The following is a 15306-nucleotide window of genomic DNA, read 5'->3' on the forward strand; positions in this document are numbered from 1 at the left end:
GCCCTCACCGCTCGCAGGCGATCGCCACGACCGCGCCGAGCAGGGGCGCCGCCGCCCCGCCGAGCGTGGTCGCGGCGGCGTTCCGGCCCGCCCCGGCGGGCACGCCGCTCTCGGCCAGGAAGGCCGCGACCGCCCCGGCCGGCACGACGGGGTAGCGCGTCGGCGGCATCACCCCCGCGATCAGGCGGGGCGCGGCGGGAAACCGGGCGACGAGCCCGGCGAGCCGCCCCGACCGGTCGAGCACCGGCGCCCCGCCCGCACCGGGCTGGAGCGGCGCGAACACGCCGTCCGCGACCGCGGTGCCGGGGGCGACGCCCGGGGCTCCCTTCGCGCCCGCGCTGAGCACGAGGATCGCCTCCCCCTCGGCCGACGCCTCCGTGCGCAGGGGCGGTGCGGCACCGCCCGAAAGCCCCTCCACCCGCAGCAGCGCGAGGCTCCCGCCTGCGTCCCGCCGCTCGACCCGGGCCGCCGCGCCGCCGACCCGCGGCGCGGGACAGGCGTCGAGCGCGGCGGCCGCGGTCAGCACCCGGCCGCCGCCGAGCTTGAGCCCGGTCGCGGCGGGGTGTGCCTCTGCCGGCGATCCGGGAAGCGGCGGCAAGGCGGGCGCGACGGCCAGCCCGGGGCCGGGCCTCGGCGCCGGGCCGGCGGCGGCTGCCGGTGCGGCCTGAGTCGGTGCCGCCTCGGGGAACGGCACGAAGCCGTTGGCCACCGCGATGACGAGGCGCTCGACCGTTCCCGCCAGCGCCTTGTCGTAGCCGATGGTGAAGCCGCGGATGCCCGCCGGGCCGGCGGCGTAGCGGATGTAGGAGCGTCCGGTCGCCGTCTCGGCGGTGACGACGACGAAGTCCGGTTTCTTCAGCTTGTAGGTGACCTTGCGGCCGGGATTGGCGGCGCTCGCCCGCTCGAACAGGGTGTCGAGGCCGGTCTCCTCGGGCGCGAACGACTTGGTGTCGAGGGTCACGCGCCCGTCGGCGCTCTGCCAGCGGGTGCCGCCGGGAACCGCGCTCCGCCGCGGCAGGAGCGCCTCCGGCACGCCGATCACCGCGCCGCTCGCCGGATCGGGCTGGACCTTGAACCGGGCCGCCCGGCGCGCCTCCTCCGCCTCGCGCGCGAGCGCCGCGCGCTCGGACGGGGCGAGCAGGCCCGTCGGCGTGACGCCGGTGCGGGTCTGGTAGGCCTGGACGCCCTCGAAGGTGCGTCGCCCGAAGGCGCCGGTCGTCACGCCGTTGTAGTCGCCGGTCCAGACCAGCGCGTCCTGCACGCCCCGGCGCTGCGCTTCGGGCAAGGCCTCGAAACCCGCCCGCGCCGCCTCGAAGGCGGGATCGGGTGCGGGCGGGGCGGGCCCCGGCCGCGCGGCCGGCGGCTGCGGCGGAAGGGTCTGGGGCGGCGGAGCCTGGGCGAACGCCCCCGTCGCGAGGAAGGCCGCGAGCAGAGCCGGAATGCCGCTGCGCAAAGCTGTCGTCCGTCCCGCCATCGCCCCCGCCCGATTCGATGCGCGGGCGATGATGCCGGCGGGAATGCCGGCGCCACAAGCCGCGGCGCGCCGAACCCGGGTTGGCAGCCTTCGCCATACGCCATTGTCATCACCGCCGCGCGGGTTCTTGCGTGGACGGCCCGGTGCCGCGCCACAGCTTCTCGCGGAAGTTCGCTTCGATGATCTCGGGAGCCACGATTTTGCTGACACAGATCGGATTGTACGGCGCGGCGGCGCTCGCCGGGACGGCCTTCGTGGTCCAGCAGGCGATCAATGCCGGCCTGAAGGGGGCTCTCGGCTCCGGGCTCTGGGCCGGATTCGTCAATTTCGCCGTCGGCGGCCTCGCCATCGGCCTTCTCGCCCTGGCCCTGCGCGAACCGCTGCCCTCCCTCGACGCGGCGGCCCGCGCGCCCTGGTACGCCTGGACCGGGGGCCTGCTCGGCGCCCTCTACGTCGTCGGGACGATCTTCCTGATCCCGCGGCTCGGCGCCGCCGCGGTGGTGGCCCTGCTCATCGTCGGGCAGATGCTGATGTCGCTCGCCCTCGACCATTTCGGCGGGCTCGGCGTGCCGGTCCACGAGGCGAGCCTGCCCCGCCTCGGCGGCGCGCTCCTCCTGATCGTCGGCGTCGTGCTGATCTGCGCGTTCTGAGAGCCGACCCAGCGTTGCGGCGAGCGCGGCAAGTGGTAGCTTGCCGGCCACGGGCGCCCCCGCTTCGGGCGCGCCGGCCGGAGGAGGCGAGCGCATGTCCCAGGCCAACCGTCTCGGGCGTCTCGGCGCGGCCCTGCTCGCCGCAACGCTCCTCGGCGCCCAGGCGCAGGCGCCCCGGTCGCCCGCGCCGCCGAAATCCGCGACCGCCCCCGTCCAGAAAACCTTTGCGCGCGAGGCGCTGGCGAGCGCGGGCGTCCGCCTCGAAGCGGCGCTGAAGAGCGAGGCGCCCGCGAACGGCAAGACCGCCGCGCAGTGGCACCGCGAGGCGGAGAGTGCGGCCAGGAGCGAGGGGGCGGAGCCGGATGCCGAACTGAACGCCACCGCCGCGGCGGTCGCCGCCGACCCGAACGACAACCGCAACTGGCTCGATTACGCCCGCGCCGCCAACGCCGCCGGCAGCGACGAGGCGCGCGCCGACTCTTCCGCCCGGTTCAAGCTGAAGGGCCGCGCGGCGGCGGCCGCCTACCAGGGCTACCTGCGCGCCCGGAATCCGGCGGACGAGGCGCGGGCGCTCGCCCGGCTCGGCGAGATCCAGGCGGCCCAGGCCGAGTGGCGGCCGGCGCTCGAAGCCTACCGGGCGAGCCTCGCGATCCGGGACGAGGCGCAGACCCGCGCCGCCTACGAGAGGCTGCGCGAGGCGCACGGCTTCCGCATCCTCGCCTACAAGGTCGATTCGGACGCCGCCGCACCGCGGGTCTGCTTCACCTTCTCCGAGAGCCTCGTCCCGAAGACCGATTACGCCCCCTACGTCGCCGTCTCCGGCGCGGCCGACGCCGCCGTCACGGCGGAAGGCTCCCAGGTCTGCGTCGACGGGCTCAGGCATTCCGAGCGCTACGCCTTCGTCCTGCGCCAGGGCCTGCCCTCCTCCGTCGGCGAGAGCCTGCTGAAATCGGCCGATTACGAGGTCTACGTCCGCGACCGCTCGCCCCAGGTGCGCTTCACCGGCCGCAACTACGTCCTGCCGCGCACCGGACAGGCCGGCGTGCCGCTGGTCTCGGTGAATGCGCCCGCACTCGACGTCGAGGTGCTGCGCATCGGCGACCGCGGCCTGCTGCCGGCCTTGCGCTCGGAGGAATTTTTGAGCCAACTCAACGGCTCGACGGCCCGGACGATCGCCGACCAGAAGGGCCAGCGTGTCTGGAAGGGCATCCTCGACACCGCCAAAGCCGAGACCAACCGCGAGGCGGTGACCGCCTTCCCCGTGCTCCAGGCGGTCGGCAAGCTGGAGCCCGGCCTCTACCTGATGCTGGCCAAGCCCACGGGCACCACCGATTCCTCGGAGGATGAGTACGGCGGCTACGAGGCGCAGGCGACGCAGTGGTTCGTGGTCTCCGATCTCGGGCTCACCGCCTTCAAGGGCCGGGACGGCGTCCACGTCTTCGCCCGCTCGCTCGCCAGCGCCAGGACCGTGGCCGGCGCCGAGATCCGTCTGATCGCCCGCAACAACGACGTGCTCGCCACCGCCAAGACCGACGGCCAGGGCCACGCCGCCTTCGCGAGCGGCCTCGCCCGCGGCGAGGGCGGGCTGGCGCCGGGCCTGGTGGTGGCGCAGGTCGGCGACGATTACGGCTTCCTCGATCTGGCGCTCGGCGCCTTCGACCTGTCCGACCGCGGCGTGAAGGGCCGCCCGGCGCCGGGCGGGGCGGAGGCCTACGTCTTCCCCGAGCGCGGCGTCTACCGCTCCGGCGAGACGGTGCAGCTCACCGCGCTGCTTCGCGACCCGCAGGGGGCGGCGGTCGCCGGCCTGCCGCTGACCCTGGTGGTGAAGCGGCCCGACGGCGTCGAGTACCGCCGCGCGGCCTTGGCCGACGAGGGGCTCGGCGGGCGCTCGCTCGCCCTGCCGCTGATGGCGGGCGCCATGCACGGCACGTGGCGCGTCGCCGCCTATACCGATCCGAAGGCGCCGCCCGTCGGCGAGGCGAGCTGGCTCGTCGAGGATTACGTGCCCGAGCGCCTGGAGGTGAGCCTCACCCCGAAGACGCCGACCCTGACCCGCGGCGAACCCGCGGTCATCGACGTCGCCGCGCGCTACCTCTACGGCGCGCCGGGCTCGGGGCTCGAGGTTTCGGGCTCGGTGGCGGTGCAGGCCGCCGCCGATTCCGGCATCAAGGGGCTGGACGGCTTCTCCATCGGCCTCGACGACGAGGCGGTGGAAGCGACCACCGCCGAGATCGACGCCAAGGCGACCACCGACGCGCAGGGGAAAGCCAGCCTCGCCGTTCCGGTGCAGGAGGTGGCCGCCCCCCGCGCGCTGGAGGCCAGGATCACCCTCGCCGTCGGCGAGCCGGGCGGCCGGGCGCTGAGCCGCAGCGTGACGCTGCCGATCCTGCCGGCCCAACCCGTCCTGGCGATCCGCAAGAATTTCGGCGGCGATCTCGCCGAGAACGCGACCGCCACCTTCGACGTGGCGATGGCCGCGCCCGACGGGCGCCGCCTCGCGCAGGACGGCGTGACCTGGACGCTGTCGAAGGTCGAGCGGACCTATCAATGGTATCGCGCGGACGGGCGCTGGAGCTTCGAGCCGGTGAAGTCGAGCCGCCGCGTCGCCGACGGCCGCGTGGCGATCGGCACGGAGGCACCCGGGCGCATCGCCGTGCCGGTCGGCCTCGGCCCGTACCGCCTGGAGGCCAGCGTGCCGGGCCAGCCGCAGGCGGCGGCGAGCGTGTCCTTCACCGTGGGCTGGGGCGGCTCCGAGAGCGCCGACGTGCCCGACCTCCTCGACCTCACCCTCGACAAGGCGGCTTACGCCGCCGGCGAGCGGCTGCGGGCGCGCCTTCAGCCCAAGTTTGCCGGAACGGCGACGCTGGCCGTCGTCAGCGACCGGGTGCACGAGGTCCGCGACGTGACGGTGGCGGAGGGCGGCGCCAGCGTCGAGATTCCGGTGAAGGCGGAATGGGGCGCGGGTGCCTACCTCGTCGCCACCGCCTACCGCCCGCTCGACCAGGCAGCCAAGCGCATGCCCGGCCGGGCGCTCGGGCTGGCGTGGTTTTCCGTGGACAAGGAGAAGCGCGGCCTCTCCGTCTCGATCGAGGCGCCGGAAAAGGTGCGCCCCCGCGGCACGCTGAACGTGCCCGTAAAACTCGCCGGCCTCGCCCCCGGCGAGGAGGCGCGGGTGACGCTCGCCGCGGTCGATGTCGGCATCCTCAACCTGACCCGCTACGAGGCGCCGAACCCGTTTGCCTATTTCTTCGGTCAGAAGGCCCTCGGCCCCGAGATCCGCGACCTCTACGGCTACCTGATCGACGGCATGCAGGGCACGCTGGGCGCGATCCGCTCCGGCGGCGACGGGGGCGCCGCGGAACTCGCCGACGCGCCGCCGACGCAAGCCCCGCTCGCGCTCTACTCGGGCATCGTCACCGTGGGGCCGGACGGCACGGCCAAGATCCCGCTGGAACTGCCCGCCTTCAACGGCACCGCCCGGCTGATGGCGACCGCCTGGACCAGGGCCAGGGTGGGGCAGGCCCAGGCCGACGTGATCGTGCGCGACCCCGTGGTGCTCACCGGCACCCTGCCGCGCTTCCTCAATGTCGGCGACCGCTCGCGCTTCTTCGTCGCCCTCGACAACGTGGAGGGAGATGCCGGCGACTACGTGATCGATCTCGACCTCTCCGGTCCCGTCGTGGTGGCGGGCGAGGCGGTGCGCTCCACGATGCGGCTGGAAGCCGGCGCCAAGGGGCAGCTCGTGATCCCGATCACCGCCGCCGGCCCCGGTCTCGCCCGGCTCGACGTGAGCCTCACCGGCCCCGGCATCGAGGGCAGCGCCGGCCAGTCGTTCTCGCTCGGGATCAATCCCGGCACCGGCGCCCTCGTGCGCCGCAACCTGCATCCGCTGGAGCCCGGCGCCGGCCTCGACCTGACGCCGGACCTGCTGGCCGACATCCTGCCCGGCACCGGGGCGGTCTCCGTTTCGGCCAACCGCTTGGGCGGCATCGACGTCGCCGCCCTGCTGCAATCGCTCGACCGATACCCCTACGGCTGCTCCGAGCAGATCGTCAGCCGGGCGATGCCGCTTCTCTACGTCAACGCGCTGGCGGCCGGCGAAAAACTCGGCCTCGACGGCAAGCTCGACGAGCGGGTGCGCGCGGCGATCGAGCGGGTGCTGGCACGCCAGGATTCGAGCGGCGCCTTCGGCCTGTGGTCGACGGAGAATGCCGGCGACACGTGGCTCGACGCCTACGTCACCGACTTCCTCACCCGCGCCCGCGAGCGGGGATTCGCCGTGCCGCAGACCGCCTTCGACAGCGCGCTCGACCGCCTGCGCAACACGGTCGCCAACGCCACGAACGTCGAGAACGGCGGGATGGACTTGGCTTACGCCGCCTACGTGCTCGCCCGCAACGGCCGGCCGGTGATGGGCGACCTGCGCTACCTCGCCGACACCCGGCTCGCCGACTTCGCCACGCCGCTGGGCCGCGGCCAGCTCGCCGCCGCCCTCGCCCTGCTCGGGGACCGCGGGCGGGCGCGGAAGGGCTTCGAGGCGGCCTTGCAGGCGCTGCAGGCCGAACGCGACAAGGGCGCCTACCGCGCCGATTACGGCTCGCGCCTGCGCGACGGCGCCGCCCTGCTGGCGCTGTCGGCCGAGACCGGGTTCTCCCGCGAGACCTTGCAGCCGGTCGCGGCCGTGCTCGGCCAGGAGCGGGCGGACGGGCGCAGCACCAGCACCCAGGAGAACGCCTGGATGGTGCTGGCGGCCCAGAGCCTGTCGAAGGAAGCGGAGGGTCCGACGCTCGCGATCGACGGCAGGACCGAGGCCGGTCCGCTCTCGCGGCTCTACCGGGCGCCCGCCCTGGAGGCGCGGCCGGTGCGGATCGTCAATGCGGGCCGCGACCCGGTGCAGGTGGCGGTCGGCGTCCAAGGCAACCCGATCGCCCCGGAGCCGGCGGCCTCGCAGGGTTTTTCGGTCGAGCGCGCCTTCTACCGGCTCGACGGCGGCCCGGTGGATCTGGGAAAGCCCCTGCGCCAGAACGACCGCCTCGTCGTGGTTCTGAAGGTGACCGAGGCCAAGGCGAGCGCCGGGCGCCTGCTGCTGGTCGACCGCCTGCCCGCGGGCCTCGAGATCGACAACCCGAAGCTGCTCGACGCCGACGCGCTGTCGGGCCTGAGCTTCGCCAGGAGCGAGGTGGCGCCGGTCCACACCGAGTTCCGCGACGACCGCTTCGTGGCCGCCTACGATCGCAGCCCGGAGCAATCGGCCTTCTTCTCGGCCGCCTACACCGTGCGCGTCGTCTCGCCGGGCACCTACGTGCATCCGGGCGCGAGCGTGGAGGACATGTACCGCCCCGAGCGGTTCGGGCGCACCGCGTTCGGATCGGTCGAGGTGACCGCGGCGAAGTAGGGCATGGATGCCGACGCGGATCCCCTCTCCCCGCATGCGGGGAGAGGGCTTTGCCGACCTCGGCGTCGGCAAAGCGAGGCGGCGGCCGAGGGTGAGGGGGCTTGGCCGGAAGAGGCTTGGCCCGAGACGCCCCCTCACCTTCGCTCCGGCCACGCCTCCGCTTCCCGCAGGCACGGCGAGGTGCGTGCGGGCCTCTCCCGGCGGGCGGGGAGAGGGGGGCGCATCGGCACTGTTCTCGCTCTCTCCCTCACCGCCGTCCTTCCGCTGGCGGGTGCCCTCTGGCGCTACGCCGCCGCCCTCCCGCCCCTCGACCTGACCCAGGCGGCTCTCCGCTCCACGGTCGTCCTCGACCGGAAGGGCCAGTTGCTGCGCCCCTTCGCCACCGCCGACGGGCGCTGGCGGCTGCCCGTGAGCGCGGGGGATGTCGATCCGCGGTATCTCGCCATGCTCAAGGCCTACGAGGACCGCCGCTTCGACGATCATCCCGGCGTCGATCCGGCGGCGACCTTGCGCGCCGCGTGGCAGTGGCTGGTGCACGGAAAGATCGTGTCGGGCGGCTCGACGCTGTCGATGCAGGTCGCCCGCCTCGTCGAGCCGCGGGCCGGGCGCTCGCTCGTCGCCAAACTCCGGCAGATGGTCCGCGCGGTCGAGTTGGAGCGCACCCTCGGCAAGGCCGGCGTGCTCGACCTCTACCTCGCGCTGGCCCCCTATGGCGGCCCGGTCGAGGGTTTGCGGGCGGCGAGCCTCGCCTATTTCGGCCGCGAGCCGGCCCGCCTGTCGTTCGCCGAGAGCGCCCTCCTCGTCGCCCTGCCGCAGGCGCCGGAGGCGCGCCGGCCCGACCGTTTTTCCGCGAACGCCCGGCGCGCCCGCGACCGGGTGCTCGACATCGCCGCCGCCCGCTTCGTGCTGACCGCCGACGAGGCGCGGGCCGCCAAGGCCGAGCCGGTGCCGGTCGCGCGCAAACAATTCCCGATGCTCGCCGCCCACGCCGCCGAGCAGGCCCACGCCGCCGACCCGGAGGCGCGGGTGCAGCACCTGACGCTGGACGCCCGCCTCCAGGCGAGCCTCGAAGCGCTGGCTTCGGAGCGCGCGGCGGCCGCCGGCCCGGCGCTCTCCGCCGCGATCCTCGCCATCGACAACCGCACCGGCGCGGTGCTGGCCCATGTCGGCAGCGCCGGCTATCTCGACGGCGCGCGCGCCGGCGCGGTCGATGCCACGCAAGCGGTGCGCTCGCCGGGTTCGGCGCTCAAGCCCTTCATCTACGCGCTGGCCTTCGAGAACGGGCTCGCCCACCCCGAGACGCTCCTCGACGACCGCCCGGCACGCTTCGCCGCGTACGCACCGGAAAACTTCGACATGGGTTTTCGCGGGACGGTGACGGCCCGGGTCGCGCTCCAGCAATCGCTCAACCTGCCCGCGGTCGATCTCCTGGACGCGGTCGGCGCCGCCCGCTTCGTCGCCCGCCTGCGGGGTGCGGGCGCGGCGATCCTGCTGCCGCGCGACACCGCGCCGGGCCTGCCCGTGGCGCTCGGAGGCCTCGGCATCACGCTGACCGACCTCGCCCGGCTCTATGCCGGCCTCGCCCGCGCGGGCAGCGTGCCGACGCTCGCCCGGCGCCTCGACGGGCCGCCCGCCGCATCCGATCCGGAGCGCCGAATCGCCGATCCGGTCGCGGCCTGGTACGTCGCCGACATCCTGCGCGGCGCCCCGCCCCCGGAGAACGCCCTGCCGGGCCGGATCAGTTTCAAGACCGGCACCTCCTACGGCTACCGCGACGCCTGGGCGGTGGGGTTCGATGCCCGCGTCACCGTCGCCGTCTGGATCGGCCGGCCCGACGGCGCCTCGGTGCCGGGCCTCGTCGGACGCAGCCACGCCGCGCCGATCCTGTTCGACGCCTTCGCCCGGTTCGGCGGCGCGCCGGAGGCCCTGCCCCGCCCCCGCGACGCCCTCGTCGCCGCGACCATGGCCCTGCCCCCGCCCCTGCGCCACATCCGCCGGGATGCCCCCAAGACCTTCGCGGCGACGCTGGGCGTGCCCCTCAGGATCGCCTATCCGCCGGACGGGGCCCGAGTCGATCTCGGCCTCGGCCAGGGTGCCCAGGCCCGCCTCGCCCTCAAGGCGCTCGGCGGCCGGCCGCCGCTGACCTGGATGGTCGATGGAATGCCGGTAGCCGAGGCCATGCGCCGGCAAGCGGAATGGAGCCCGGAGGGCGCCGGCTTCGCCCGGATCTCGGTGATGGACGCAGGCGGCGCGAGCGACAGCGTGGTGGTGCGGCTGGAGTGACTTGTTCTATCGCGCTGGTTGACTGACGGGATCAGTCGGTGGATTGAGAAAGCCTTTGATGCGGCTGCTGAAATTACTGAAATCGAAATTTACATTAAGACTTATAAGTACAATAACAACGATTGACGTCCATACAAAATTAGCGAGCAAATTCTGTCCCACACTCACCCCCCAGGATTCTTTGGTTCTTTCAGAGATATGAGACCTGATTTCCCCGTGCTTCGACGCCCTATCGCGATTTGTTGCCTCGATGAGGTCATGCAATGATTGGAACTGAGCCTTGTATATCTGATCATTTATTTCCTCTTTAGAGCCATCAAGGACGATTTTGGCAAAGCTTCCTATTTCCCCACGTGCTTGAGAAATAACGGAGTCGATTCTCAAATCTGTCCAGCCACTGACATAGCTGTCGATATCCTCCTGACGCGGACGTCTGCCAAGCTGCTGAGTTCTCTGGACGATCCAGTCGCGCTTCTCTTGCTTGTACAAACTGTAAGCGACGCAAGCGACAACGGGCGCAATCGGGTTTTCACCCGCCATGCGCCCCATGATACGCTCAAATACAGTATTGTATTCGTCAGAAATTATGCCTGGCAATGCCTCTTCAGCACCAGCAGAATTAGGGCTTTCCACCCGATTCTGATGGGATTTTCCGCTTTCCGGCATACTCATTTGCCTGGCTCTTCAATGCATCGTCAATATGCTTGTCTATATTGACCCGCACAATACCAATCCCAGGTAAACGCATTTCCTGAGCGTGAGAAGACGGCTTAGCAGGACGTGCAAACCATTTGACCGTCATACCGCTGTCTCCAACCCATGAGCTGTCATTGCCGAAAGACTGAGCCCCCAACGGAGCCATTCCGACGAGCGACCGCATCGTGTCCAAGGAGCGTCACCACCCTGTGAAAACCGAACCTCGAAGGCACCGCAATCGCATAAGCGGGCAAGTGTGGTTGACGATTGGTATATGTTCTGTGCCGGCTTCGGCAAGGGCGACAGAGCGCAGCCAAGCTCACTACGACAGGCTCTTGCCACCCATCGTAGCCACGACCGCTTCATGTCTGCCTTCCGCACTGGGAGGCGGATGATGCACAAGTGTCTCCGCGTGCGGCACCACACGTGACTCGCGTCCCCCACACGTTAGCTGAAGCCGGGCGAGGCCACGTCCTCCCCCGGTGTTGGTCTTCAACTCGGGTCCAAAACTCGGGTCGAAGTCCGGGACGGCCCGGCTCATGCGCCCCATGAGGTTGCCGTGGCCTGGATCGTTCTCGTCGTCGCCGGTTTGCTGGAGGTCGTCTGGGCCTTCGCGATGAAGCAGTCGGAGGGGTTTTCGCGCCTCTGGCCCAGCGTGGTCACCTTCGTCGCCATGGCGCTGAGCTTCGCCTGCCTCGCATGGTCGATGCGCAGCCTGCCGCTCGGCACCGCCTACACGATCTGGACCGGCATCGGCGCCGTCGGCGCCTTCGTCGTCGGCATCGCCTTTCTGGGCGAGGCGATGAACGCCACCCGCATCCTGGCGGCCGGGCTCATCGTCGGCGGCCTCGTGCTGATGAAGCTGTCGAGCCCGGCCTGACCGCCCTCACCCCTCCGCCCCGCCGCAGCCCGGAAACACCGCGAACACGTCCTCGCGCACCCGGTCGAGGATGCGGATCGAGCGCATGGGAAACCTTGCCGGATGGAGCCGGCCCGGCGGCCGGTGCAGTCCGAGACTCCTCCGGCGAGCTCCTTCCCGCCACGGGACGCTTCGCCCAGCTTCGGCCCGGCTCCGCACCGGGCGGAGCAAGCTTGTCCGGAAAGCGGCGCAGTCGGCGGCTCAGGGTGACGCTTCGTCCGGATCGGTGCGCGGGCGCGGCGCCGCGCCGGCTGTTCCCGGGCGCGCGAGCCGCCTACATCGGCCCCATGTCCCGCTCCCAAGCCTCCGCCACCCGCATCGTCTGCATCCGCCACGGCGAATCGACCTTCAACGCGCATCACGAGGCCACGGGGCGCGATCCCGGCCATATCGATGCCCGCCTGTCGGAGCGCGGCCACGCGCAGGTCGCCACGGCACGCAAGGCGTTGCGCGACATTCCCTTCGAACTCGTCGTCACCTCGCCGCTGACCCGGGCGCTCCAGACCACCGCCGGGATCTTTTCCGACCATCCGGCCCGGCCGGACGTGCTCGTCGAAGTGCTCCATCGCGAATGCCAGGAGAGCAGTTGCGACATCGGCCGCGCCGCCTCGGTGCTGGCGCGGGAATTTCCGGCCTTCCGCGTCGATCACCTGCCCGAGACGTGGTGGTACGCGGACGGCGAGGCCGGGCCGGAGGGCTGGCACGTCGAACCGCGGGACCTGTTCGACCGGCGCGTCGCGGGCTTCCGCGACTGGCTGCGGGCGCGGCCGGAGCGGACCATCGCGGTGGTCGGCCACTGCACCTTCTTCCATCACCTGACCGGGCGCTGGCTCGCCAACTGCGAGGCGCTCGACATCGACCTCGCCGACGTGCCGCGCCCGCACGCCTAGAGCATCGTCCCGAAAGGTGGCCGCCGGCTTGTCTGAGAGCCTGTTTGACCGGCCACCGTGTCTTCGTCAGGCAACGGCAAGGCGAGAGGAAGATCCTACTCCCATCCTGAACCCTCATCCTGAGGTGCCGGAGCGCAGCGGAGGCCTCGAAGGGTGTTCCAGGGATCGCAGCGGGATCTGGAGCACCCTTCGAGGCCGCTCATGCGGCACCTCAGGATGAGGGGCGAGATGGGATCACTGCAGTCAAACAGGCTCTGAAAAGACGATGCGAAATCAAAAACCTGGAGCATCGTTCCTGGATCCGATATCCAGGAACGATGCTCTAAGGCTGAGCCCGCGCCGCCTCCAGACGGTCGCGGGCGGAGACGAGATCGATCTCCGGCGCCTGCCGGCCGATGCGGAGCGCCCCGTCGAGGATACCGAGCGCGATCCCCCACGTCCCCTCCGCGAAGGGGGCGGCGCCCTCCGCCATCTCGGCGGCGCAGCGCGGATCGGCGAAGGCGCGGATCGCCGCCGTGGCGGTGCGGGCGATCGCCGAGGCGCGGGCGCCCGCGAGCCAGGCGCGGCGGCCGGCGGCGGCGTGGGAGCGCGCGCCGCCCTGCATCTCCGCGGCGCGCAGAGTCGCGAGGGCGCCGTGCGGATCGGGGGCCGTCTCGCAGCGGGCGGCGAGCGCGGGCAGGCCGGCGCCGTCGAGGAGCGGGGGCAGGATGCGGCGCACGCTCTCGAGCGCCAGGAAGCCGGTGCGGGCCGCCTCGACCGCGGGCGTGTCCGCCGAGCCGGAGAGCCGCAGCACGAAGGCCATCAGCCCCTGCCGCTCGGCCTCCGGCATGGCGTCGTTGAGGCCGAGCGCGTAGGCCGCGAGCGGGCGCGAGAAGCAGGGCGGGCAATCCTCGGTCGCGGTGATCGCCCGGTAGGGCAGCCCCGCCGCGACGATGGCCGCCTCGTTGATGCAGGTGCCGCCGTCCGGCCCCGGAAAGGCGTGCGAGCCCTTCAGGAGCCGCCAGTCGAGGATGGGCGCGAAGGCGTCGAGGGCGTGTTCGCTCAAGCAGGGCTTCTCCCGATCCGGGCGGGAAGCTTGCCACGGCTTCGCGGGGCTTGGCGAGGGGGCGTTTAGCCACCCGTGCCCATGGCCGAACCCGAGAGCATGGCGAGCCCCAGCACCAGCACGAAGGCCCCGGCCAGGAGTTCGAGGCCGCCGACCGCGAGGGTGCCGGCCTGCCCGCGTCCGCCTGCGAGGCGCAGGACCAGGGCCTTGGCGAAGACCGCGAGGCTCGCCAGCGCCCCCGTCGTCAGCGCGGTGCCCAGCGCCATGGCGAAGGTCGCGGCGATGCCGGCGGCGAGCATGCCTTGCGCGGCGCAGAACACGAGGATCAGCACCGCGCCGGCGCAGGGACGGGAGCCGGCGGCGAGCACCACGCCCGCCCGCTCGCGCCAGCCGCCGAGGCGGTCGATGGCCGTCGCGTCGGTGAGACCGGCGTGGCCGCAACCGGGGCCGCAGCCCTCGGCCGGGGCGTCGGTGACGAGACCCGCGAGCCGTCCGGCCTTGCGCCACGTCACGGCGCCGCCGAGCGCGGCGACGAGGGCGAAGCTGACGCTCTCGATCAGGGTGCCGGCCCGGGTCATGCCGCCGGCGGTGGCCCTGAGGACGAGGACGCCGACGAGGACGATGGCGATGGCCACGCAAGCCTGGAGCAGGGCCGCCGCGGCGCTCAAGGCGAAGCCGCGCCGGAGCGTGCGCTCGCCGGCGACGATGTAGCCGGCGATCACCGCCTTGCCGTGGCCGGGGCCGGCGGCATGGAACACGCCGTAGGCGAAGCCCATCACGACGAGCGGCATCCAGCCGCCGCCCGCCTTCAGCGCCGACACGGCGCTCCGGAGGTTGCTCGAAAAGCTGGACTGGACCGCGAGCAGCCAGCCGCCGAGCCCCGTCGCCGCGGGCGCGGCCTCGCGGAAGCCGATGCCGAAGGGCGAGCGCGGCGGCGGCGCCGCGAGGCCGGGGCCGAGCGCCCAGGCGATCCCGGAGAGGATTCCGGCCGCCGCCAGCACCGCGCCGGCGGCGAGCGCGAGCCGGAGCGGCAGCCGGCTTCCGGAAGAAGCCGCAAGGCGCGGCGCGGCGGTCAGGGACATGCGACGATCGCCCGGTTGGCGAACTGCTCGCCGTAATTCGAGGCGGCGGTGAGCGCCTCGAACATCGCCTCCGTCATCGATGGGCCGGCCTGGGCGACGGCGGGCTCGGTGTTCTTCGCCCGCGTCACCGTCATGGTGCAGCCGGGCACCGCTCCGGCCAGACGCACCGCGTCGGCTCCTTCGGCGAGGCTGAAGGCGATGAAGTAGGTCGGATCGTAGATCTCCAGCGCCGCGACGCCCTTGCCCTGCACGGCTGGCGTCTTCAGCGGCAGCAGGAAGCTCAAGGTCAGCCGGCCCCCGTCCAGGACCATGCGGGCATCGCGCGGCTCGGTGAAGGCCTGCTCGCGCCCCGCGACCTTCAGCTTCGTGAAATAGGCGAACTCGGCGAGGTTCCCGGCGTGCTCGCTCGCCGACCCCTGAAGCTCCTCCGGCGAGACCTTGCCGTCGCCGTTCGCGTCGAGCCCCTGCGTCAGGAAGGCCGAGTATTCGGGATCGAAGGTCCAGGCTTGGCGGATGCCGGCGACGCGGCCGGCCTCGTAGGCGAGTTCGGCCCTCGCCGTGATCCAGACGTGGGGGTGGGCCGCGGCGGGACCGACGAGGGCGAGCCCGAATCCGGCGGCAAGGGCGAGGCGTCCGAGAGAGGGGGCGATCGGCATGGCGCTGGGGTCGAGGCGTATCGGAGGAAACGGCGACGCGAGCGACCTTGCCCGGTCGATCGGGCGAAAGCAGGGCGCGAGTTCGGCCCGCGAGTCGGCCGATGAACCGGCCCATGAGGGAGGCCGAACTCGCGGAGCTCCTGCGCGACCGCCCACAACCCTGTTCCACATGGCGGAGGCCGGCGCTTGGCTGTGATGCAGCGTCAAATGATGCTG

At 72.4% G+C, this 15306-nt stretch carries 10 protein-coding genes; 5 read left to right on the plus strand and 5 right to left on the minus strand.

The window, feature by feature from the left end:
* Window positions 1-4: 4 nt before the first annotated feature.
* Window positions 5-1474, minus strand: a complete 1470-nt coding sequence (locus PGN25_11920; protein MEH3118262.1) for a serine protease — start codon at window positions 1472-1474, stop codon at window positions 5-7.
* Window positions 1475-1677: 203 nt separating this feature from the next.
* Between PGN25_11920 and PGN25_11925 the strand changes: the two genes are divergently transcribed.
* The 3 genes from PGN25_11925 (at window position 1678) to pbpC (ending at window position 9802) form a co-directional block, all read left to right on the plus strand.
* Complete coding sequence (locus PGN25_11925) at window positions 1678-2124, plus strand: DMT family transporter (protein MEH3118263.1); 447 nt, start codon at window positions 1678-1680, stop codon at window positions 2122-2124.
* A 94-nt stretch (window positions 2125-2218) separates the two neighbouring features.
* The gene (locus tag PGN25_11930) at window positions 2219-7519 is read left to right on the plus strand and encodes an alpha-2-macroglobulin (protein ID MEH3118264.1); all 5301 of its coding nucleotides are present in this window, start codon (window positions 2219-2221) and stop codon (window positions 7517-7519) included.
* A gap of 3 nt (window positions 7520-7522) precedes the next feature.
* Window positions 7523-9802 (plus strand): penicillin-binding protein 1C, encoded by a 2280-nt coding sequence (gene pbpC, locus PGN25_11935; protein ID MEH3118265.1) that lies wholly within the window; start codon window positions 7523-7525, stop codon window positions 9800-9802.
* Window positions 9803-9808: 6 nt separating this feature from the next.
* Here pbpC and PGN25_11940 read toward each other — a convergent pair whose 3' ends face one another.
* Window positions 9809-10474 carry a hypothetical protein gene (locus PGN25_11940; GenBank protein MEH3118266.1) on the minus strand — a complete coding sequence of 222 codons (666 nt, stop codon included), beginning with the start codon at window positions 10472-10474 and terminating at the stop codon, window positions 9809-9811.
* A 583-nt stretch (window positions 10475-11057) separates the two neighbouring features.
* Here PGN25_11940 and sugE point away from each other — a divergent pair.
* Window positions 11058-11378: a quaternary ammonium compound efflux SMR transporter SugE gene (gene sugE / locus PGN25_11945; protein MEH3118267.1), complete on the plus strand. Its 321-nt coding sequence runs from the start codon at window positions 11058-11060 to the stop codon at window positions 11376-11378.
* A gap of 326 nt (window positions 11379-11704) precedes the next feature.
* Window positions 11705-12307 carry a histidine phosphatase family protein gene (locus tag PGN25_11950; GenBank protein ID MEH3118268.1) on the plus strand — a complete coding sequence of 201 codons (603 nt, stop codon included), beginning with the start codon at window positions 11705-11707 and terminating at the stop codon, window positions 12305-12307.
* Between the two features lie 322 nt (window positions 12308-12629).
* Here the strand turns inward: PGN25_11950 and PGN25_11955 are convergent, their stop codons facing one another.
* The 3 genes from PGN25_11955 to PGN25_11965 all read right to left on the minus strand — a co-directional run bounded on the left by PGN25_11955 (window position 12630) and on the right by PGN25_11965 (window position 15090).
* Window positions 12630-13352, minus strand: a complete 723-nt coding sequence (locus tag PGN25_11955; GenBank protein ID MEH3118269.1) for a hypothetical protein — start codon at window positions 13350-13352, stop codon at window positions 12630-12632.
* A 65-nt stretch (window positions 13353-13417) separates the two neighbouring features.
* Window positions 13418-14434: a nickel transporter gene (locus tag PGN25_11960; protein ID MEH3118270.1), complete on the minus strand. Its 1017-nt coding sequence runs from the start codon at window positions 14432-14434 to the stop codon at window positions 13418-13420.
* On the minus strand, window positions 14425-15090 hold the full coding sequence (locus PGN25_11965; protein MEH3118271.1) for a DUF1007 family protein: 666 nt from the start codon (window positions 15088-15090) through the stop codon (window positions 14425-14427). The genes PGN25_11960 and PGN25_11965 overlap by 10 nt, the downstream gene beginning before the upstream one ends.
* Window positions 15091-15306 lie beyond the last annotated feature (216 nt).

It is taken from the genome of Methylorubrum populi (genome assembly GCA_036946625.1).
GTDB lineage: Bacteria > Pseudomonadota > Alphaproteobacteria > Rhizobiales > Beijerinckiaceae > Methylobacterium > Methylobacterium populi_C.